Genomic DNA, 21567 nt, shown 5'->3' on the forward strand with positions numbered 1-21567 from the left:
CTCAATTCCATTTGAACCAACGGGTTGCTGCGCCGCCGGCAATCGCCGTCCAGAGCAGCAGGACAAGGACGGAACCAGGGTTGACGCTGCCGGACAGGAACGCGTCCCGCATTGCCTGTCCCAGGGCGCCGGAGGGAAGGAAGTGCACGATCGACTGCAGCAGGGCGGGCAGCTTCTCCGCGGGGATCACGATCCCGCCGAGGGCACCCAGCAGGATCCACAGCAGGTTGGTGATGGCCAGGGTCGCTTCCGGCCGGACGGTGCCCGCAACGAGCAGACCCAGAGCCGTGAAGGCGGCCGCACCCAGCACCAGCACAGCCAGCGCCGGAGCCCAGCCCTGCGGATCCGGCTGCCAACCCAGGGTCAAGGCGACGGCCGTGACCACCAGCACCTGCAGGGACAGCACCGCGAGGACCGCCAGGACCTTTCCGGCGATCAGCCCGGTGCGGCCCAGGGGAGTGGTGGAGAGGAAGCGCAGGACCCCGTAGCGGCGGTCGAATCCGGTGGAGATGCCCTGGCCGGTGAACGCGGTGGACATGGCGCACAACGCCAGGATGCCCGGCACGGCGACATTGATCCGGCTTGCGCCGAACCCGTCCAGCAGGGGGGTGACCGTCAGGCCCACCATGGCCAGCAACGGCAGCACGACCGCCAGGATCAGCTGTTCGCCGTTCCGGAGCATGGTGGCGGTCTCGTACCTGCCCTGCAGCACGATGCGACGCAGCAGCGGGGCCGGCGCACCGCCCAGGGGTCGGGCCGGCAGGGCGCTGCCCGAAGGCGCGCTCCCCAGCGCGGCACTGTCGCGGGTCATCGGATCTCCCTTCCGGAGATGTCGAGGAAGACGTCCTCCAGGCTGCGGGCCTCAAGGCTCAGGGAGCGGGGCATGATGCCCCTGGCTGCCCACCAGGCGGTGATCGCGGCGAGGTCGGCGGGGGTGAGGGCGCCGGTGGCGGCGTAGCTGCCGGCCCGCGCTTCGGTGACGTCCACGCCGTCGGGCAGCACGCCGGTGAAGTCCAGGCCCGGGTCGGCCTCGAACAGCAGCGTGCGGATGTGCTGTTCCCCGGCGTCGGGCGGCAGGGGGTGCTGCAGGAGCTGCGCGACTGTCCCCTCGGCGACGTTGCGGCCGGCGTCGATGATGTAGACGTAGTCGGCGAGGCGCTGGGCGTCATCCATGAGGTGCGTGGTCAGGACGATGCCCATCCCGCGGTTCCGGAGTTCGGAGATGAGCCCGAACACGAGCTGGCGCGACTGCGGGTCCAGGCCGGCGCTTGGCTCGTCGAGGAAAAGCACCTCGGGGTTGCCCACGAGTGCGGCCGCGAGGGCGAGCCGTTGCTTCTGCCCGCCCGAGAGGCGCCGCACCGAGGTGCGGCTGAAGGCCCCGATGCCCAGGCGGTCAATGAGCTCCCCGACCGGCCACGGGTTCTGGTACATGCCGGCAATATGCTTGAGGAGCGGGATGGGGCGGGCCGACGGCGGCAGCCCGCCGTCCTGCAGCATCACACCCACCCGGGACCGCAGTCCGGCCCCGGCCGTGTCCGGGTCCTCGCCCAGGAGGCTGATGCTGCCGTGGGTGCGTTTCTGCAGCCCCTGGGCGCACTCGATGGTGGTGGTTTTGCCGGCGCCGTTGGCCCCCAGCAGGGCAGTGACCTGGCCGCGTTCGGCGACGAGGGAAAGGCCGCTGACCACCCGCAGCATCTTGCCGTCGAGGGTGGGCAGTGGACCAACATCCTTGACTAGCCCGCTGATGGACAGGACGGGGGATTCGGGGGATCGCACCACAGCATTCTACGGGATGTAGTACGTCGCGTTCCGGCGGGCGGCCGGACGGGCCCCTCGCGGGAGATAGCCATGCCTTACTGGAACGGGGGACTAAATTACGACATGATTGTGTTGTGTATTCCATGAGCCCCTCAACGTCTGTCGCTTCCGGGCGCGTTCGCCCGCGCGCGGCATCAGCCGTGCCGCCGGAGGCAGGCGACTCAGTGGAGTCCGTGGCACTCGAGTCGGTCGTTGCGCGCGCCGCGACCGCGTTTCCGGCAGTCGACCCCGAGGAGCGCACCCGGGACCGCGTCCTGAACGCCGTCCTGGAGCACGGCCCCATCAGCGCCGCCGAACTGGGCGACCTCCTCGGTTTCACTCCCGCCGCGGTCCGCCGCCACCTGGACCACCTCTCACGCGACGGGGTGATCGAGGTCAAGCGCGCCACCCGCGCCGGCGCGGGCGCCGGACGCCCCGCACGCCGCTACGTGCTCAGTTCCCAGGGCCAGTCCACGCTCGGCAACGACTACCTGGACATCGCCACCCTGGCGCTGCAGCGCCTCGGCGAAATGGCCGGCCCCGACGCCGTGCGGCAGTTCGCCGTCGAACGCTTCGGCGACATGGAACGCCGCTACGCGCCGGAGATCAACGCCGCCGGCCCGGACATCACCGCCCGGGCGCAGGCACTCTCGGAAGCGCTGAGCCGCGACGGGTTCGTGGCGTCCACGGCGTCGATCGAAGCCAAAGCACCCCTGCCGGCGGCGCTCTCCAGCGTCCAGCTGTGCCAGGGTCACTGCCCCATCCAGCAGCTGGCCGCGCAGTTCCCCGTGTTCTGCGACGTGGAGACCGAGGTGTTCGCCCGCCTCGTCGGCGTCGATGTCCGCCGGCTTTCCACCCTGGCGCGCGGCGGCCACGTCTGCACCACCCACATACCTACAGGACGTCCGGCGGCCAGGGGGCCTCACAGCCCCGCAGCCACCCCGGGCAACCTGGACGAAGTATCCAACCATCTGCAAGAAAGGCCGTGATGACGGACCAACTATCAGAGAAGAAGGTTGCTGAATCCACTGTGATTTCGGAGATTCTGGAAAAGAATCCCGAGCTCCACGGAATCGGAACCTATGAGTACGGCTGGTCCGACAAGAACGACGTCGGGGCCAACGCCCGCCGCGGCATCGACGAAGACGTTGTCCGCGACATTTCGACCAAAAAGAGCGAGCCGGAGTGGATGCTGGACCTGCGCCTCAAGGGCCTGAAGTACTTCGACCGCAAGCCCATGCCCACCTGGGGCGCGGACCTCTCCGGCATCGACTTCGACAACATCAAGTACTTCGTGCGGTCCACGGAAAAGCAGGCCGCCACCTGGGAGGACCTCCCGGAGGACATCCGGAACACGTACGAGAAGCTGGGCATCCCGGAAGCTGAGCGCAGCCGCCTGGTCTCCGGCGTCGCCGCGCAGTACGAGTCCGAGGTGGTGTACCACCAGATCCGCGAGGACCTGGAAGCCCAGGGCGTCATCTTCCTGGACACCGACACCGCACTGCGGGAACACCCGGAGATCTTCCAGGAGTACTTCGGCACCATCATCCCGGTGGGCGACAACAAGTTCGCGTCGCTGAACACGGCCGTCTGGTCCGGCGGTTCCTTCGTGTACGTCCCCAAGGGCGTCCACGTGGACATTCCCCTGCAGGCATACTTCCGCATCAACACGGAAAACATGGGCCAGTTCGAGCGGACGCTGATCATCGCCGATGAGGACTCCTACGTCCACTACATCGAAGGCTGCACCGCACCGATCTACACCTCGGACTCGCTGCACTCCGCCGTCGTGGAAATCATTGTGAAGAAGGGCGCCCGCGTCCGTTACACCACTATCCAGAACTGGTCCACGAACGTGTACAACCTGGTCACCAAGCGCGCCATCTGCGAAGAGGGCGCCACCATGGAGTGGGTCGACGGCAACATCGGTTCCAAGGTCACCATGAAGTACCCGGCCGTCTACCTCGTGGGTGAGGGCGCCAAGGGCGAGACGCTGTCCATCGCCTTCGCCGGCGAAGGCCAGCACCAGGACACCGGCTCCAAGATGGTCCACATCGCGCCGAACACCAAGAGCTCGATCGTGTCCAAGTCCGTGGCCCGCGGCGGCGGCCGTGCCGCCTACCGCGGCCTGGTCCAGGTCCGCGAAGGCGCCAAGCACTCGGCCAACACGGTCCGTTGCGACGCGCTCCTGGTGGACACCATCAGCCGCTCGGACACCTACCCCTACATCGACATCCGCGAGGATGACGTCACCATGGGACACGAGGCCACGGTCTCGCGGGTCAGCGAAGAGCAGCTGTTCTACCTGATGTCCCGCGGCATGCGCGAAGACGAGGCCATGGCGATGATCGTCCGCGGCTTCATCGAGCCGATTGCCCGCGAGCTGCCGATGGAATACGCGCTCGAGCTGAACCGCCTGATTGAACTGCAGATGGAAGGATCGGTCGGCTAATGACTGACATCACTACTGAAAAGGCCCGCATCGGCGCGCCGTCAGCCCAGCCGTTCATCAACGGTTTCACCGAGGAAGGCGAGAGCCTTTCACCGCTGAACGCCGCGGAGTCCAAGTCCCCGCTGGCCGGCGAGGCCGTCAAGCGGCACTCGCACGGCGGCGGCGTCGGCGTTCCGGACAGCTCACGCGCCGGCCGCCTGACCTCCTACAAGCTGGCGGACTTCAAGCCGCTCACCGGCATGGAAGAGGACTGGCGGTTCACCCCGCTCAAGCGCCTCCGCGGCCTGCACACCGAGGTTCTCAACGGCGCCGCGCCGTCCGTGAGCGTCACCGCGCCGGACAACGTCATCGTGGAAACCGTCGGCCGCGACGACCGCCGGATCGGCTCCGCCGCGATCCCCGAGGACCGCGTCTCCGCAAACGCCTGGGAGAACTTCACCGAAGCCACCGTGATCACGGTTCCGGCCGAGGTCCAGGCCGACGGCGAAGTCAGCGTCCTGCTGACCGGCCAGGGCACCGCGGCTTCCGCGCAGCACGTCGTGATTGTCGCGGAGAAGTTCTCCAAGTCCGTCGTTGTCCTGGACCACCAGGGCACCGCCGTCGTCTCGGAGAACATCGAGATCCTCGTGGAGGACGGCGCGCAGCTCACCGTCATCTCGCTCCAGGAATGGAACGACGACGCCGTGCACGCGTCCTCCCAGCAGGCAAAGCTCGGCCGGGACGCCAAGTTCAAGCACATCGTCGTCAGCCTCGGCGGCGACCTCGTGCGGGTCACGCCCTCGGCCCGCTTCACCGCCCCCGGCGCCGAAGCGGAACTGTTCGGCCTGTACTTCGCCGACGCCGGCCAGCACCTTGAGCAGCGCCTCTTCGTGGACCACGCTGTCGCCAACTGCAAGTCCAACGTCCTGTACAAGGGCGCACTGCAGGGCCGGAACGCGCACACCGTCTGGGTGGGTGACGTCCTGATCCGCAAGGAAGCAGAAGGCACCGACACCTACGAGGCCAACCGCAACCTGGTTCTCACCGACGGCGCCCGCGCCGACTCCGTGCCGAACCTGGAAATCGAGACCGGCCTGATCGCCGGCGCCGGCCACGCCAGCGCCACCGGACGTTTCGACGACCAGCACCTGTTCTACCTGATGGCCCGCGGCATTCCGGAAGAGGTGGCCCGCCGACTGGTGGTCCGCGGCTTCCTGAACGAGATCATCCAGAAGATCAAGGTTCCTGCCATCGAGGAGCGCCTCACGGCCGCTGTCGAGCGCGAACTCGCGGCAACGAATCATTAGCCATCACAGAAGCACGGGAAACCATCAATGACTGAACAGCCAAGAGGCGAGCTCGTCTGCAACGCCAGTGAGATCCAACTCAAGCAGGCGCTGCGGATCCTGGTCGACGACTACCCTGTCGCGATCGTGAAGGACTCGATGGGCGAAATCCACGCCATCGGGGACACCTGCTCGCATGCGGACATCTCCCTTTCCGAAGGCGAGGTGGAGGGCTGCATGATCGAGTGCTGGGGCCACGGCTCCCAGTTCGATCTGCGCAGCGGCGAGCCGCTCCAGCTGCCGGCCTACGATCCGGTCCCCGTCTTTGCCGTGACCGTCCTGGACGACGAGGTCTACGTGGACTTCACCAACGTCCTGAACGGCGCCGAGGCCCCGAACTTCAGCTAGCTGCCTGCAGCCGGCAACCCGCACTACAGAACTTATCGACAAGAAACCGCACAGTGCCGAAGGGCGCGGTGCAGAGGAGAACAAGGCACATGTCTACTCTTGAGATCAAGGACCTGCACGTCAGCATTGACACCGAGCAGGGCACGAAGGAAATCCTGAAGGGCGTCAGCCTGACCATCCGGACCGGCGAGACCCACGCCATCATGGGCCCGAACGGTTCCGGCAAGTCGACCCTGGCGTCCACCATCGCCGGGCACCCGCGCTACAACGTCACCTCCGGCACCATCACGCTGGACGGCGAAGACGTCCTCGCGATGAGCGTCGACGAGCGCGCCCGCGCCGGCATGTTCCTGGCCATGCAGTACCCGGTCGAGGTTCCCGGCGTCAGCATGACCAACTTCCTGCGCACCGCCAAGACGGCCATCGACGGCGAAGCACCCAAGCTGCGCACCTGGACCAAGGACGTCAAGGCCGCCATGGCCCAGTTGCGCATCGACGCCGACTTCACGCAGCGCAACGTCAACGAAGGCTTCTCCGGCGGCGAGAAGAAGCGCGTCGAAATCCTCCAGCTGGAGCTGTTCAAGCCGAAGTTCGCCATCCTCGACGAGACCGACTCCGGCCTGGACGTTGACGCACTCAAGGTTGTCTCCGAGGGTGTCAACCGCGCCCACGCCGAAGGCAACATGGGCACCCTGCTCATCACGCACTACACCCGGATCCTGCGCTACATCAAGCCGGACTTCGTGCACGTGTTCGTTGACGGCCAGGTTGTCGAAGAGGGCGGCCCGGAACTCGCCGACCGCCTCGAAGAAGAAGGCTACGACCGCTACGCCACCGGCGCAGGGGCAGCCACCATTGCTGCCGCTGACGCTGCAGCCCAGGCCTAGTTAGGACTTCACGATGACCGAACTCAATGTGGCCCGCACGGGCCTCGAGGATGTCGAAGAGGCACTCAAGGATGTGATCGACCCTGAACTGGGCGTGAACATCGTTGACCTCGGCCTGCTGTACGGCTTGAAGTACTCAGACGACGACGGCGCCCTGCTGATCGACATGACGCTCACCACGGCCGCCTGCCCGCTCACGGACGTCATCGAGGAGCAGGTCGGCAAGGCCCTGGACGGGGTCGTCGACGAATGGCGCCTGAACTGGGTGTGGATGCCGCCGTGGGGTCCGGAGCGGATCACCGAGGACGGCCGCGACCAGATGCGCGCCCTCGGCTTCAACATCTAGGTCCCGCCTCACAGCCTCGCTCCGCTTCGGCCAGGGAACCCTCCCCGCTACCTCCCCAAACTCGCACGCTCGCTTGGGGCCCCTCGGTAACGTGGGCCCAGGCGGCCGGGGCCCCTGACATGAAACGACGGCGGCCGGTCACCCTCCATGGAAGGTGACCGGCCGCCGTCGTCGTTTCATCGACTGCTCCGCAACCGCCCTTATGGCAGCCCAAAACGGCAGTTACGGAGCAACGGACGGGCTAGGGACTGGCGACGGCGAACGTGTCGCACTTTTTGATGTCGCCGGTGGTGTACCCCTGGTAGAACCACTTCTGCCGCTGGGCGCTGGAGCCGTGAGTCCAGGCCTCCGGTGACACCCGACCCGTCGCGGCCTCCTGGATCCGGTCATCTCCCACAGCCGAGGCTGCGGAGAGGGCATCCTGCAGGTCCCGTTCCGTCAGCGGATCCAGGAACGGCTGGCCCGTGGCGGGGTCCTCGGTGGTGGTGGCGTAGCGGACCCAGAGTCCGGCATAGCAGTCGGCCTGCAGCTCCACGCGGACGGCACCGGATTCCGGTCCCTTCGGGTCCTGCTGGGCGCGGTCGAGGCTGCCCAGCACGTTCTGCACGTGGTGCCCGAACTCGTGGGCGACGACGTACTCCTGCGCGAGCGGCCCGCCGGAGGACCCGAATCGATCCACGAGGTCCTGGAAGAACCCCGGGTCAAAGTACGCGGTAGTGTCCGCGGGGCAGTAGAACGGGCCCACATCCGAGGTGGCGGCGCCGCAGCCGGTGTTGGTGGCCTCATCAAAAATCACCGTGTCCGGCCGCGGGTACTGCCTGTTGTACTGGGCGAGGTAGGCCGGCCAGAAGGCGTTCAGGCTGTTGACCGTGCCAGTGATGCGGCAGTCGAGCCGGGCGTCGGCGTCGGCCCCGGTAGTGCAGGCCGGGGCGGTGCCCTGGGCCCCGGGGTCCTGCGTGGTGCCACCCAGGCCTTCCAGCATGCCCGGATTGATGCCGAGCAGGACCGCGATCAGCAGGACGATGCCGCCGCCGATCCCGCCGCCGACTTTGACGCCGCGGCCCATGCCGCGACGGTCCTGGACCTGCGAGGGGTCCAGCTGGACATTGTCATTGAAACTCATGCTGTCACAATATCGCGTCCCTGTTGGGCGGGGGTTCCGGCCCGGTAAAGTTGGTCCGATGCCTTTTCTCAACAGACTCCAGCGCTGGGCCGATGACCGCCCCGACGGAACCGCCGTCGTCGTGGACGGGCAGCGCCTGAGCTGGGAAGAGCTGCGGGACACGGCCGCCGGCCTGCTGCCGGACACTCCCGCCGTAACCATGCTGTCCGAGGAGAACTCGCTGCACTTCGCCACCGCGTTCGCAGCCGCCGTCGCGGGGGAGCGGCAATGCGCCGTGCTGGACCCGCTGTGGCCGCAGCAGCTCCAGGACGGAATCAGGGACCGGATCCGCGACGCCGTGCCGGCCGCGTCGGGCGCCAGCACCCCTTCAGAACCCGCGGCCGGGCTGGAACTCGCCGACGGGCTCCCGGACACGACATTCCTGATCGGACTGACATCCGGCACCACGTCCGTCCCCAAGGCGTTCACCCGCACGCGGCGCTCCTGGCAGCTGTCCTTCGACGCCTCGGTGCAGTTCTTCGGCCTTGCGGTGGACGACAAGACCCTGGCGCCCGGGCCGCTCGCGGCGAGCCTGAATCTCTATGCCCTGGCCGAATGCCTGTACGCCGGCTCGGAGTTCCATACCCTGTCGCGGTTCGACGTCGGCGACGCCCACGCCGCGGTGAGCCATGACGGGATCACCCGTCTGGTGCTCGTCCCCACGATGCTCCGGCTCCTCAGCGAACGGGGGCTCAGTGGCGGTGTGGACGCCTCAGGCATCCGGACCATCATCTGTGCCGGCTCGAAACTGGACGCGCGGACCCTTGAAGCTGCCCGCCGCTGGGCGCCCAACGCCACCATTTTTGAATACTACGGCGCCTCGGAACTCAGCTTTGTCTCCGGGGCCGGGCTCCGGCCCGGGCAGCAGCCCGAGCAACGCGGAGCAGCGATCGGGAAGCCGTTCCCCGGCGTCGGGATCCGCATCCTTGACGACGACGGCGCCGAGCTGCCGGACGGCACTGACGGCAACATCTGCGTCCGCAGCGGGATGGTCAGCGACGGCTATCTCTGGGGCGACGACGGCCAGGCCCTGCAGAGCTTCGACGGCTGGCACACGGTGGGGGACCAGGGCTACCTCGACGGCGGGACCCTGCACATGCTGGGCCGCCGCTCGGACATGATCATCACGGCGGGCACCAACGTCTACCCGCACGAGGTGGAGCTGGCGCTGGCCTCCGTCCCCGGTGTGGCCGCCGCCGTGGCGGCCGGTTTGGCGGACGATCTCCGCGGGCAGAAGGTGGTGGCCGGCATTGTGCCTTCGCACGGCGGGGTGACTGCCACCCAGCTGAAGGCCGGCGTTGAGGACGTGCTGGCGCGGAACAAACGGCCGCTGGAGTATTTTGCCCTGGCCGAACTGCCCCTGACGGACCGCGGCAAACTCAGCCGGGAACTGCTCCTCGACTGGATTGCGCGCAACGACTCCCGGATCCGGCGCCTTGGCTGAGCGGCAGCCGCAATCCGCCGCGCTGGCCACCCTGCCGGAGGAACGGCAGCCGGTGATCATTGCCGCCCGGCGCACCCCCATCTGCCGGGCGAACGGCGCACTCAAGGCGGTCCCCGCCCATGAACTGCTCGCCCCCGTGCTCCGTGCCCTGCTGGCCGACACCGGCGCGGCTCCGGAGTCGGTTGCCGACGTCGTAATCGGCAACGCCGTGGGCGGCGGCGGAAACGTGGCCCGGCTGTCAGCCCTCGAGGCCGGGCTTCCGGTCAGCGTCCCCGGCGTCACGGTGGACCGTCAGTGCGGCTCCGGGCTGGACGCGATCGTGCTGGCCGCCGGCCTCGTGGCCGCCGGCGGGGGCGGGCTGTATCTGGCCGGCGGTGTGGAGAGCATCAGCACGGCGCCGCTGCGTGCCCGCCGGGGCGCCGGGGGTGTCCCCGACTTCTTCACCCGGGCGCAGTTTGTCCCCGTAGGCCTGGGCGATCCGGACATGGGAGTGGCCGCGGAGAATGTGGCCGCGCACTTCGGCATCAGCCGGGAGCGGCAGGATGCGGTGGCGCTGCGCAGCCACCGGCGGGCACTGGCGTCCGCCGCCGCGGGGACCTTCGACGCCGAGATCGTGCAGCTCGCAGGGGTTGCCGGACCGGACGGCGCTGGTGGTACCGACGGCGGCACGGTGACTTCCGACGACGGGCCGCGCCGGGGCCTCACGGAGGCCGTGCTCGCACGCTTCCCGCCCGTTTTCGCCGAGGGCGGCACCGTCACGGCGGGGAACTCCTGCTTCGACGCGGACGGTGCGGCCGGCGTCGTCATCACGTCGGTGGAACGCGCCCGCGAGCTGGGGGCCGGCGACGGCCTGCTGGTGCTGGGAACGGACACGGCCGGCGTTGACCCGCGGCTGCTGGGCATCGGGGCGGCCGCGGCTGCCGAACGGCTGCTGGAAGGATGCGGCGTTCGTGCCGCGGAGCTGGGACTGGTCGAGTTCAACGAGGCCTTCGCCTCCCAGACCATTGCGTGCTTGGACCAGCTGGGCATCCCGCCGGAACGGGCCAACCTCGACGGCGGCGCGCTGGCCCTGGGCCACGCCTACGGCGCGTCCGGCGCGGTGCTGGTCACCAGGCTGCTGGCGCAGGCTCGGCGCAGCCCGGTCGAGGGGCAACTGGCGCTGGCCATGATCAGCATCGCCGGAGGAATGGGCACCGCAGCGCTGCTGGAGTACCGGCGGTTCTCCTAGCTGCTGCGCTTCCTTGGGACATGCTCAGTCCTGGGCCCGGGCACTGGACATACTGGGCTTATGTCCACTGGCCGCGCGCTGGGGAGGGCATGTCCCCCGCTCGGGAGCTGCGGAGAGCATGTCCCGCTCAGCGCACCTTGGGACATGCTCAGTCCTGGACCCGGGCAGTGGACATACTGGGCTTATGTCCACTGGCCGCGCGCTGGGGACGGCATGTCCAGTGGTTCCGCGCTATTAGGGAGGGCTTGTGAAAAGTGAAATATCCGACGCTAAGGTTTGCCGAGCGCTTTCCGTCAGACGTGTTCCGCGTACAGCGCCTGGTGGTGTGCCGCGTTGATCCTGTTCAGCACCGGAAACGGTATGCCTTGCCTGCATTGGTTTGGCCGTTACCACTCTGGGCATCATGGCGCCTCTGCTGGTTGTGTCCTTCAGCATGGCTGCGCTGAGCAACGCACAGCCCACCAGTGACCTCAGGGCACGCACCACTCGCGACGGCATGACGGGGCTCCTCAACGGCGCCGAGTTCCTCCGTCTGATTACCGCTGAGCTGCGCCGCCACAGCCGCGGAGGAGCAAAATCGAAAAGCCGAAACCGCGCGGTCTGGTGGACCATGGCTTCGATATGGAACCGCAGCCCGGGGAAATGCACCTCTAGCTAGCGGCTGACCAAAGCCCGCAACAGCTTGACCGCAACGGACAATGCTGCGATGTCCACCGGGCCCGGCTTGATGGCCTCCTTGATGGTTTCCTGGATCCTGGCGAGTTGTTCGATATTTTCGCGTTCCCAGGCGACGATGCGCTCCACTGGATCGGTTCCGGGGGCGGTGGGGCGTGGAGTATTCCGCACAACAGCCTTCGTCATGCCGGCAAGGACCAAATACAAGTCGTCCCGAAGCGCCGCCCGCGCGAGGGCCTGCCAATGGGTTTCCCGCGGCAGCGCAGTGATGTGTTCAAGAATGGGGACCGCAGAGATTCGCTCGAAGACGGCAAAGTACACTTCAGCCACGGTGTCCACGGGCTCTTGAAGCTCTTCCGATATGGCGGAGATGTCCAGAAGGCCATAGCTGACCAGGATCTCGGAGGCACGCACGCCCAAGTCATGGGGCAGGCCGACGGCGTCGGTGTGGGCTAGACGGATCACCGCATGCTGCAGATTCACGCCGTGAAGGAAGCTGCCAAACTTTGGGCGCAGAAGCGACATGGGGGGCTCGAGCCGGGCCAATGCATCGGCGATTGGCTTGTCCCGGAAATCGTGGTTGACATACCACCGTGTCGAGCGGTCCAGCGTGCGGCGCATGTCGAGTGCCACGGCACACCCGTGCTCGCTGGGGATGCTTGCCGGCAGCTGTGCGAGGGCTTCGGTAATTGAGTGAAAGTCCCAGATCTTGCGCATGACCACGAACCCGCGGGCCACGGCGGCCGCCGATACCGTGGTCTCCTCCATTGCCCGGAAGGCGAAGGCAATGCCCCCCAGATTGATCATGTCGTTGGCAATGACAGTGGCTACGATCTGCCCCCGCAGCGGATGCGTGGACAGCTCCTCCCCGAACCGCTCCGATAGCTGGCGCGGAAAGTAGTCGTGCAGCGTCCGGGAGAACCAGGGGTCATCGGCCAGACCGCTGAGTGTGAGTTCCCTGGCCAGCTGGATCTTGGCATACGCGGCCAGCACGGAGAGCTCCGGAGATGTCAGGCCTGCGCCGGTCTGCAGACGGGTGTGCAGTTGCTCCGTGCTGGGCAGGCATTCAAGGTTCCTGTCCAGGTCCGTCACGGCGTCCAGCCAGTCCATGGTCCGCTCAAAGCTCGGGCTCCAGTGAAGCACCAGCTGGCGGTCATTGAGGAGGAGTGCGTTCTGGTCCACATTGGTTTTCAGGACCAAGCGTGCGACTTCCTCCTGAAGGGAGTGCAGGAAGCCTGTCCTTTCGTCCGGGGACATCCTTCCCGCGGCGATCATCCGGTCGAGGAAGATCTTGATGTTCACTTCGTGGTCCGAACAGTCCACGCCGGCGGAGTTGTCGATCGCATCGGTGTTCAGCAAGACCCCGCCCAGTGCGGCCTCTATCCTGCCTCGCTGGGTGATGCCAAGGTTGCCGCCCTCGGCGATGATCCTGGTCCTCAGCTCAATGGCGTTGACACGGATGGGATCGTTGGCCTTGTCTCCCACATCCGCGTGGGTCTCGCTGGAGGCCTTGACGTAGGTGCCGATGCCTCCGTTGTAGAGCAGGTCCACGGGGGCCAGAAGGACGGCTTTGAGCAGCTCCGGCGGGCTCATCGCCGTCCTTCCCGGTTCCAGCCCCAGCGCAAGGCGCACCGCTTCGGTGATCTTGATCGACTTCTCCCGCCGGGAGAACACGCCGCCGCCCGCGCTGATTTTGGAGACGTCGTAGTCGGCCCAGGAGGAGCGGGGAAGCCCGAACAGCCGCTGCCGCTCCGCATAGGAGGCGGCCGGATCGGGGTTCGGGTCCAGGAAGATGTGTCGGTGGTCGAACGCCGCCACTAACAAGATGTGTCGGGAGAGCAGCATCCCGTTGCCGAACACGTCGCCGCTCATATCGCCGATGCCCACTACCGTGAAGTCCTCTGCCGTGGAGTCGATGAGCAGCTCGCGGAAATGGTGCCGGACCGACTCCCAGGCGCCGCGTGCCGTGATGCCCATCTGCTTGTGGTCATAGCCCGCCGAGCCGCCCGAGGCGAAGGCATCGCCGAGCCAGAATCCGTACTCGAGGGCCAGGGCGTTGGCGATATCCGAGAACGCGGCCGTCCCCTTGTCGGCGGCCACCACCAGGTAGTAGTCATCGCCATCGTGCCGGACCACCCGCTCGGGCGGCACCACCCGTTCGGTGGACCCGGGGGCGCCGTCGAGGGATGTGAGCAAATTGTCGGTGATGTCCAGCATGCCGCGGATGAAGATCCGGTAGCTCTCCTGGCCCTCCGCCAACCAAGCCGTCCGGTCCGTGGCGGGATCGGGCAGCCGCTTCGGATAGAAACCCCCCTTGGCACCCGTTGGCACGATCACGGCGTTCTTGACGGTCTGCGCTTTGACGAGTCCCAGGATCTCCGTCCGGAAGTCCTCCCGGCGGTCGGACCAGCGAAGCCCGCCGCGGGCCAGGGAGCCAAAGCGCAGATGCACCCCTTCAACCCGGGGCGAATAGACCCAGATTTCGTATTTTGGCCGGGGAGCAGGTGCAACGGGGACGCCGGAGAGGTTGAGCTTGAAGCTGAGGTAGGGCTTGTTCAGGAAGTAGTTGGTGCGCAGCGTCGCCTCGACAAGACTCGCGAAGGACCGCAGCAGACGGTCGGCGTCCAGGACCGGCACGGCGTCAATGGCAGCCGTCAGCTCACTCCGGGCGGAGTCCATGTCACTGAGGCGGGTTGGCTGGTCGAGAACCGGATTGAACTTGGCCTCGAAGAGTGCAAGGAGTGCGCGCGTGGCCCGGACATTCGCCCGCAGCGTGTCCGCCATGAAGCCGTAGGAGTTGGTGGTTCCGAGCTGCTGCAGGTATTTCGCGTAGCCGCGAAGGATGACTGTCTGGCGCCATCCGATTCCTTCCCTGATGACCAGTGCATCAAGGGTGTCGGACTCGATGTCTCCTCGCATCGCGGCGCAAAACGAGTCGGCAAGCAGCCCGCTGGTGCCCAGGGGGTCCACGCCGGAGGGGTATTTCAGCCCGAGGTCGTACAGCCAGAAGGTGCGGCCATCGGCACGCCGGACGTCGAAGGGCCGTTGGTCGAGCACCTCGAGCCCCAGGTTGTGGAAGAACGGCAGAATCTGCGTTAGGCTCTGCGGCCGTGTCAGATAGAGGCGGATCCGGGCGTCCTCGGCCAGCACCGCAGTCCCCGGGCGCACGTAGACGGAAAGCAGCGGGTCACCGGGGTTCCTGCCGTCCGGCCCGTCAAGGCTCTCGAATTTAACAATGTCCTCGACGGCATCCTCCACTTCGTAGTCAGCCTTGTAGCTTGCCGGAAACGCCCGGGCCCACTGCATGGACAGCCGGGCGGCCTCGCCAACGGGGAATCTGTGCTGCAGAGCCTCGTCCACGCCCTCGGCCCATGACCTCGTGGCAGCGATGATGCGCAGCTCCAGTGCTGAAGCTTCGACGGCGGCCCGTCCTCCGCCCGGGAGCAGGATCCGGAAAAACACGCGAGCCATGGCCGACTCGCTGAGACGAAGTTCGAACTCGACGGCTTTCGAGTTGAAGGCCTCGCGCAGTTCCCGCTCGATGTTGAGCCTGACCGCCGTGCTGTAGCGGCGGCGGGGGAGGAAAACCAAGGCGGACATGAAGCGTCCATAGGAATCGGGCCTGAGGAACAGCCGGGTGCTGTGGCGTTCCTGGAGGCGCAGGATTTCGCGCATGTGTCCGGCCAGGTCGTCCGCGTCGATGTGGAAGAGCTCTTCACGGGGATAGACCTCGATGGTGGCCAGCAGTTCCTTGCCGGCATGGGAACCGGGCGGGAATCCGAAGCGGTCCAGTACCGTGGCCACCTTGTCCCGGATGACCGGAATGTGAAGCACGGACCGGCTTGCAGCGCTGGGGGCGAAAAGGCCAACAAAGCACGCTTCCCCGGTGGGATTGCCGGCCATGTCAAACGTCAGGAGGCTGACTTCGTCCAAGTAGGCGTCCCGGAGGACTGTGGAACGGATGCCTGCCTTCGTGAGGGCCAGGGCCGGTCCCCGGGCCCCCGGCATGGCGGAGCCTTGCAGCGGCCGGCTCTGCTCCCGGTGCCGGAGGAGCCCGAGCCCGGGCCCCGGCCGCGCCGCGAGGACCCGCAGTCCGTCATCGTCGTCCAGGCCATACCCGCGGTACCCGAGAAATAGGAAGTTGCCGTCGGCCAGCCAGAGCAGCAAATCCTTGCTCTCCTGCACTGTTGCGTCGCTGGCCGCAGCCGCGTTGGCATCCAGGGCGGAAATTTCCGCAGTCAGATGCCGGTGGATGGCTGCGGAATCCTCGGCGGCCGCCCGAACATCGGCCAGGACCGCCTGGAGATTCAGAGTGAGCCGGTCGGCGCTGGCCTGGTCCGGCAGCCTGGCGATTTCGACAGCGATCCAGGCCTCCGCGCAGGTCAAATCTCCATTGGATTCAGGCCGTGACGGCATCGCTGAAGGCTCGTTTCCCACCGGCAAGGCAGTGCGCAGCGGTACCGGCTGGATGTCCACGAGCCTGTTCGTTCCGCGGGCCCTGCCAACGGTGAAGATGGGGTGGACCAGCAAGCGTATGGCGGCACTGTCACGGGCCAGTGCCGCCGTGACGGAGGGGAGCAGATACGGCATGTCCTCAGCCACGATTGCCACCACGCTGGCGTCCGTTTCACTCAGCACTCCGATGACGGCCTGGCCCGGGCCCCGGGTTGCGGCCAGCGAACGATGGTACCCTGCACGGTTCCGGAGCGATTCGGCAGTGTAGTTCCGCAGGTCGTCGTCGGCCACATGCTCGTAGTAGTCCGTCAGGAACGTGTCCGTGTCGTCAGCGGAGGGGTTCACCGGGGCATGGTCTGCAGGGCCGGTTCTTGGGGACATTGCGTTGCGCCTCCATCGCGCAAGGAGAGGCCGTGTTGCTGCGGTCGCCGGAACCTCGCGCCTGCTTTCATGATGGCTGGCGCGGGCCAGGCAGTCCACCCCCGCGGGGACAAGCAAACGATCAGCAAGCCGAGGCGGGATGGCGGGATTGGAACCCGCGTGCGCCGCTTTCAGGGCAGCTCCGGCCATTGTTTGAAGAGGTTGAAGCACCGTTCGACGCTGTTGCGGCCTTTTAGGCGTCGGAGTCGAAGCGCACGGGGCGCCCACCGCATGATACGCGGCGTTTCCGGTGCCCGAACGATCCGAGGGTTCGGGTATGACGGTCTTAATGCTGCGCCCGCGCAGCAGCGACCGGTTCGCCCTGGACAAGTATGCCTTGTCGCCCATTACGGCGTCAGGCCGTGGCCTGGGTCGTCCGCGCCAGGCCACGGGACCGTCACTGCGTCCATGACGACGGGGCGCATTGGCCAGTCGCCGCCTTGCCCTGCGGGACAGGTTGGTTCCGTGCTGGCGGGCGCGGTTGATCGTCCAGTCCGCCGAAACGGTCCAGTAGATCTGACCGGCCGCGTCTTCGGCCAAAGTCTTGCGTGGATAGGGTCGCAGGTCCCGCCGGCCGCGAAACTGCGGTGCAGCTTCCACACCGTCTGCCACGAACCGAACTCCGCCGGCGCGGTGAGCTTCAGCTCACGAAGGATCCTTCCGATGCGCCGGGCTGCTGCGGGCGAGTCCGCCCTGATCATTACGGTCTCGGCGGCGCTGGGGGTGTCACGGGGTATGTGCCCAGGCCGGGAGGCGGCGGTTGGTGCCAAGGCTGGAAGGTCCCGTTTAAAGCGGGTCGTGGGTCTAACGGCCGGATATTGATCCAGCTGGTAGATCAAGTCATCGCATGGTCCGAGCCACTCGAAGGCCTCCGTTCCCGGGGAGACCAGGCCGAAAGACCTCGAGCTCGTTCGCCAGGACGACACCCACGCCAATTCCGCAGGCGTCACTCGCCGTGGACGGCGCTCTGTTTCGCTTCCGAGCGGTCCAGGTAGGCCAGCAGCAGGTCCCCGGCGCGGTCCAGCTCGCCGGCTTCCAAGGCCGCGCAGATCTCCTCGTTGTCGTCGAGGTAGCCGCGGTAGAAGTGCGCATCCAGCGTGGCTTTGTGAAAGAACAGCCGCATCTCGGCCAGGACCTGGGACATGATCGTGTCCAGCCGGCGGCATTCCGCCAGCGCCACGATGGCGCCGTGAAAGTGCTGGTTCGCGGTGCCCAGGGCTTCCTCGTCGCCGGCAGCCGCCGCGGCTTTGCCTTCCTCGACGGCGGCGCGGACCGCCGCCACCCGCTCGGGGGTCCCTCCGTTCCGGATGGCGCTCACCTCGACGGCGCGGCGCACGGTGTAGACGTCATGGATGTCGCCCGGTCCCAAGCTGGCAACGAAGATGCCACGGTTGGGCAGCCTGACCACCAGCCGCTCCGCGGCGAGTTCGGCAAAGGCTTCCCGGACGGTATTGCGGGACACGCCGAGGTCCTCCGCGATGGTCGATTCGGTCAGTCGTGTTCCGGGCAGGAGCACCCCTTCCGCCAGTTGCAGGCGGAGCTCCGCAGCCACCCGGTCCGCCACCGAGGGAACCGTCACGCGCAGCCGCGCCGCCGATGCAGCCTGCGCTGTTGCCTGGGCGCGGGTTCCCGCATTGGAAGTCGTCATGGTGCCGAATCTACACGATTGTTCCAATGTTAAATCGTCAGATTGTTGAACAATCGGCCGAAGTGATGCATCCTTAGTAGGGGGCTATCATGAGACGAGGATCACAAATGGCAACTATCGACCTGAACAGCGACGTCGGCGAGTCCTACGGCCGCTGGAGCTTGGGAGACGACACGGCGATGTTCCGTTCGGTTTCCAGCGCCAACGTGGCCTGCGGCTTCCATGCCGGCGACCCCAGCGTGATCCGGAAGACCTGCCGCNCAACGAACATCAGGAAGTTGTCGATCGCGCTTGGGCCTGCCGGGCTCCGAAGTGCTCCGTCTGGCCGAGGCCGCCGGCCTCCGCGCCGTGACCGAGGCCTTTGCGGACCGCGCCTACAACCCGGACGGCACCCTGGTGTCCCGCACCCTGCCCGGAGCCGTCCTGCACAACCACGCGGAGGTCACTGAGCATGTCCTCCGGATGGCCTCCGATTCCGCCGTCCGCACCATCGACGGCTCCATCCTGAAGATCCGCGCAGAGAGCATCTGCGTGCACGGCGACTCCCCGGGAGCCGTCGCCATGGCCGCCGCAGTACGCGAGGCCCTGGCCGCCGCCGGCATCAGCACCGCCGCGTTCGTCTAAGCCGAAGCCAGACCTGCTTCATCCCCGGTTCCGCCGGGATCATCCGCACATTAACCCGAGCAACAGGCAGCACCCCGCACACCTGGAGGAAAACCATGACTGCAGCACCGCATCAGGCCACGCCGGCCGCCGGCAAGAGGAGGATCCCGCCCGGCGCCCTCAAGGCCTACGTCGCGAGCCTCACCGGCACTTCGCTGGAGTACTACGACTTCGCGATCTACTCCGTGGCCTCGGCCCTGGTGTTCCCCAAGGTCTTCTTCCCGGGCAACGACGAATACGTCGGCCTGCTGCTGTCCTTCTCGACCTTTGCGGTAGGCTACCTCGCCCGTCCCATCGGCGGCGTGATCTTCGGCCGGCTCGGTGACAAGATCGGCCGCAAGCACGTCCTCGTGACCACCCTGCTGCTGATCGGCATCGCAACCGTGGTGATCGGCGCGCTTCCGGGCTACGCCACCATCGGTATAGCCGCCCCCATCATCCTCGTGTTGCTGCGCCTGGCGCAGGGCATCGGCGTCGGCGGCGAGTGGGGCGGTGCCGTCCTGCTCTCGAGCGAATTCGGCGACGCCAAGCGGCGCGGCTTTTGGTCCTCCGCCGCGCAGATCGGCCCGCCTGCCGGCAACCTGATGGCCAACGGCGTCCTGGCCGTGCTCGCAGCGTCGCTCAGCAACGAAGACTTCCTCTCCTGGGGCTGGCGCGTGGCCTTCCTCGCCTCGGCCGTCCTGGTGGGCTTCGGCCTGCTGATCCGGCTCAAGCTCGAGGAAACCCCCGTCTTCAAGGCCATCCAGGCCCACGGCGAACAGCCCAAGGCGCCCATCAAGGACGTCTTCACCAAGGAACCGCGCGCCCTCGTGTCCGCCGCCCTGTCCCGCATCAGCCCGGACGTGCTGTACTCCCTGCTCACCGTCTTCATGGCCGTCTACGCCACCAAGGAACTGGGCATGAGCACCAGCAACGTCCTAACCGCCATCCTGATCGGCTCCGCCTTCCAGCTGGTCCTGATCCCCGCGGCGGGCGCCCTCACGGACCGCATCAACCGCCGCCTCGTCTACGGCATCGCCGCCGTCGGCACCGCGCTGTACATCCCGCTGTTCTTCGTCATGATCCAGGACAAGTCGGTCCTCACGCTGACCATCGGCATCGTGATCGGGCTGGCCTTCCACGCCTTCATGTACGGCCCGCAGGCCGCCTACATCACCGAACAGTTCCCGGCCCGGCTGCGCTACGCCGGCAGCTCGCTGGCCTACACACTGGCCGGCGTCATCGGCGGCGCCATCGCACCGCTGGTCTTCACCGCCCTCTTCGCCGCCACCGGGAACTGGTTCCTGATCGCCGGCTACCTCGCGGTCGCCTCCATCGTGACCGTCGTCGGCCTGGCCATCGGGCGCAACCCGCACACCGACGAAGAAGAGCGTCTCCTGCAGGACTCCCACGCCTGAACGGCGCGGACAACCGGATGATTGAGGTAGCCATGGAAGCACCGACACTGCATAAGGTCCGCTCGGTGCGGCCCGTGGGAACCCGCGCGGTACTCGCCGAGCTCTCCGGAACCCAGGACGTGCTGGCACTTCAGGCGCTGCTCCTGGAGCACCCCCTGCCGGGGCAGCTGGACGTCCTCGCCGCGGCCCAGACGGTGCTGGTCACCGCGGATTCGCCGGTGGCGGCCCGGCGGATCGCGGCCCGGCTGCTCCAGCTCGACCTCACCGCCCCCGTGCAGCGGGACGGCGAACTGGTGCTCATCGACACCGTGTACGACGGCGAGGACCTCGCCGAGGTGGGGCAGCTGACCGGCCTTGGACCCGACGGCGTGATCGCAGCCCATACCGGTCAAATCTGGACCGTGGCCTTCGCTGGCTTCGCCCCCGGTTTCGGCTACATGGTGGGGGAGAATCAGGACCTTGAGGTGCCGCGGCGCAGCTCCCCGCGCACCGCGGTCCCCGCCGGTTCGGTGGCGTTGGCCGGTAACTATTCGGCCGTGTACCCGCGCCGCTCGCCCGGGGGCTGGCAGCTGCTCGGCCGCACCGGCGCCAGGATGTGGGACCTGGACCGGGAACAGCCCGCCCTGGCCGCCCCCGGCCACCGGGTCCAGTTCCGCGCCGTCCGCGACATCGTCACCATGGCACCGGAACACCCGGCCCAGGCAGCCGCCCCGGAGGCGGCGTCCGGCCTGCGGATTGTTTCACCCGGCCTGCAGAGCCTGATCCAGGACCTCGGCCGCTTCGGCCACTCGGGCCTGGGCGTCTCCGCGGCCGGTGCGCTGGACCGCGCCTCGCTGCGCCGCGCTAACCGCTTGGTCGGGAACGCGAGGTCGGCCGCCGCGGTGGAAACCGTCGCCGGCGGCCTGTCGGTGCAGGCTGTCGGGGACCAGGTCCTCGCCGTCACCGGGGCGCCCGCGGAGCTGACCGTCGAGACGCCGTCCGAGGACGACTTCGAACCAGCATGGCGGACCATCCCCATGGCCACTCCCTTCGCGCTGCTCGACGGCGAAACCCTGGTCATCGGGGCACCGCAGAGCGGCTTCCGCAGCTACCTCGCCGTCCGCGGCGGCGTGGACACCGCCCCGGTGCTTGGCAGCCGCTCCACGGACACCATGTCCGGGATCGGCCCGGCACCGCTGGCCGCCGGCCAGCTCCTCGCCGCCGGCGGGGAAGCCGAGTCCGGCGTCGTGGGACACCCCGAACTGCAGCCGGACTTCCCGGACACCGGCGTCACTGTGCTCGACGTCGTCCCCGGCCCCCGGGCCGACTGGTTCGACCAGC

General features: G+C 67.5%; 16 protein-coding genes and 1 pseudogene. 12 read left to right on the plus strand and 5 right to left on the minus strand.

What is annotated here, in order from left to right; translation table 11 throughout:
* Position 1: 1 nt before the first annotated feature.
* Together ASE96_RS18575 and ASE96_RS18580 are read right to left on the minus strand one after the other, a co-directional pair.
* Positions 2–811: an ABC transporter permease gene (locus tag ASE96_RS18575; RefSeq protein ID WP_082492852.1), complete on the minus strand. Its 810-nt coding sequence runs from the start codon at positions 809–811 to the stop codon at positions 2–4.
* Positions 808–1776, minus strand: a complete 969-nt coding sequence (locus tag ASE96_RS18580; protein WP_056434004.1) for an ABC transporter ATP-binding protein — start codon at positions 1774–1776, stop codon at positions 808–810. Before ASE96_RS18580 ends, ASE96_RS18575 begins: the two co-directional genes overlap by 4 nt.
* Positions 1777–1991: 215 nt before the next feature.
* Between ASE96_RS18580 and ASE96_RS18585 the strand changes: the two genes are divergently transcribed.
* From ASE96_RS18585 to ASE96_RS18610, 6 genes are all read left to right on the plus strand, one after another.
* Positions 1992–2786 (plus strand): helix-turn-helix transcriptional regulator, encoded by a 795-nt coding sequence (locus ASE96_RS18585; RefSeq protein ID WP_200913096.1) that lies wholly within the window; start codon positions 1992–1994, stop codon positions 2784–2786.
* The gene (gene sufB / locus ASE96_RS18590; RefSeq protein WP_056434007.1) at positions 2786–4249 is read left to right on the plus strand and encodes a Fe-S cluster assembly protein SufB; all 1464 of its coding nucleotides are present in this window, start codon (positions 2786–2788) and stop codon (positions 4247–4249) included. Before ASE96_RS18585 ends, sufB begins: the two co-directional genes overlap by 1 nt.
* A complete protein-coding gene (sufD, locus tag ASE96_RS18595) occupies positions 4249–5535 on the plus strand; it encodes a Fe-S cluster assembly protein SufD (RefSeq protein ID WP_056434010.1) in 1287 nt (428 codons plus the stop codon). Before sufB ends, sufD begins: the two co-directional genes overlap by 1 nt.
* Positions 5536–5562: 27 nt before the next feature.
* Positions 5563–5922 carry a non-heme iron oxygenase ferredoxin subunit gene (locus ASE96_RS18600; protein WP_056434013.1) on the plus strand — a complete coding sequence of 120 codons (360 nt, stop codon included), beginning with the start codon at positions 5563–5565 and terminating at the stop codon, positions 5920–5922.
* Between the two features lie 89 nt (positions 5923–6011).
* On the plus strand, positions 6012–6809 hold the full coding sequence (sufC, locus tag ASE96_RS18605; RefSeq protein ID WP_056434015.1) for a Fe-S cluster assembly ATPase SufC: 798 nt from the start codon (positions 6012–6014) through the stop codon (positions 6807–6809).
* Positions 6810–6822: 13 nt separating this feature from the next.
* Positions 6823–7155 (plus strand): metal-sulfur cluster assembly factor, encoded by a 333-nt coding sequence (locus ASE96_RS18610; protein ID WP_056434018.1) that lies wholly within the window; start codon positions 6823–6825, stop codon positions 7153–7155.
* 241 nt (positions 7156–7396) lie between these two features.
* Here ASE96_RS18610 and ypfJ read toward each other — a convergent pair whose 3' ends face one another.
* Positions 7397–8278, minus strand: coding sequence for a KPN_02809 family neutral zinc metallopeptidase (gene ypfJ, locus ASE96_RS18615; protein WP_056434021.1), 882 nt, complete (start codon positions 8276–8278; stop codon positions 7397–7399).
* Positions 8279–8336: 58 nt separating this feature from the next.
* Between ypfJ and ASE96_RS18620 the strand changes: the two genes are divergently transcribed.
* Both ASE96_RS18620 and ASE96_RS18625 read left to right on the plus strand, forming a co-directional pair.
* Positions 8337–9761, plus strand: a complete 1425-nt coding sequence (locus ASE96_RS18620) for a class I adenylate-forming enzyme family protein (RefSeq protein ID WP_056434023.1) — start codon at positions 8337–8339, stop codon at positions 9759–9761.
* Positions 9754–10989: a thiolase family protein gene (locus ASE96_RS18625; RefSeq protein ID WP_056434026.1), complete on the plus strand. Its 1236-nt coding sequence runs from the start codon at positions 9754–9756 to the stop codon at positions 10987–10989. Before ASE96_RS18620 ends, ASE96_RS18625 begins: the two co-directional genes overlap by 8 nt.
* A gap of 654 nt (positions 10990–11643) precedes the next feature.
* On the opposite strand, the gene ASE96_RS18635 is transcribed toward ASE96_RS18625, so the two are convergent.
* Both ASE96_RS18635 and ASE96_RS18640 read right to left on the minus strand, forming a co-directional pair.
* Positions 11644–16500: an NAD-glutamate dehydrogenase gene (locus ASE96_RS18635; protein WP_056434033.1), complete on the minus strand. Its 4857-nt coding sequence runs from the start codon at positions 16498–16500 to the stop codon at positions 11644–11646.
* Positions 16501–17485: 985 nt separating this feature from the next.
* Complete coding sequence (locus tag ASE96_RS18640) at positions 17486–18187, minus strand: GntR family transcriptional regulator (protein ID WP_056434036.1); 702 nt, start codon at positions 18185–18187, stop codon at positions 17486–17488.
* Positions 18188–18294: 107 nt separating this feature from the next.
* Between ASE96_RS18640 and ASE96_RS19670 the strand changes: the two genes are divergently transcribed.
* The 4 genes and pseudogenes from ASE96_RS19670 to ASE96_RS18655 all read left to right on the plus strand — a co-directional run.
* Positions 18295–18447: LamB/YcsF family protein (locus ASE96_RS19670; protein ID WP_235500348.1), on the plus strand; the 153-nt coding region annotated here is incomplete at its 3' end.
* Position 18448: 1 nt separating this feature from the next.
* A pseudogene (locus ASE96_RS18645) lies at positions 18449–18811 on the plus strand (LamB/YcsF family protein); the annotation flags it as partial.
* 95 nt (positions 18812–18906) lie between these two features.
* Positions 18907–20247 carry an MFS transporter gene (locus ASE96_RS18650; RefSeq protein WP_056434038.1) on the plus strand — a complete coding sequence of 447 codons (1341 nt, stop codon included), beginning with the start codon at positions 18907–18909 and terminating at the stop codon, positions 20245–20247.
* A 32-nt stretch (positions 20248–20279) separates the two neighbouring features.
* Positions 20280–21567, plus strand: a 1288-nt coding sequence (locus ASE96_RS18655) for a carboxyltransferase domain-containing protein (RefSeq protein WP_235500346.1), incomplete at its 3' end; no start/stop codon positions are given.

The sequence above is a fragment of the Arthrobacter sp. Leaf69 genome (assembly GCF_001422645.1).
In the GTDB taxonomy this organism is placed as follows: domain Bacteria; phylum Actinomycetota; class Actinomycetes; order Actinomycetales; family Micrococcaceae; genus Arthrobacter.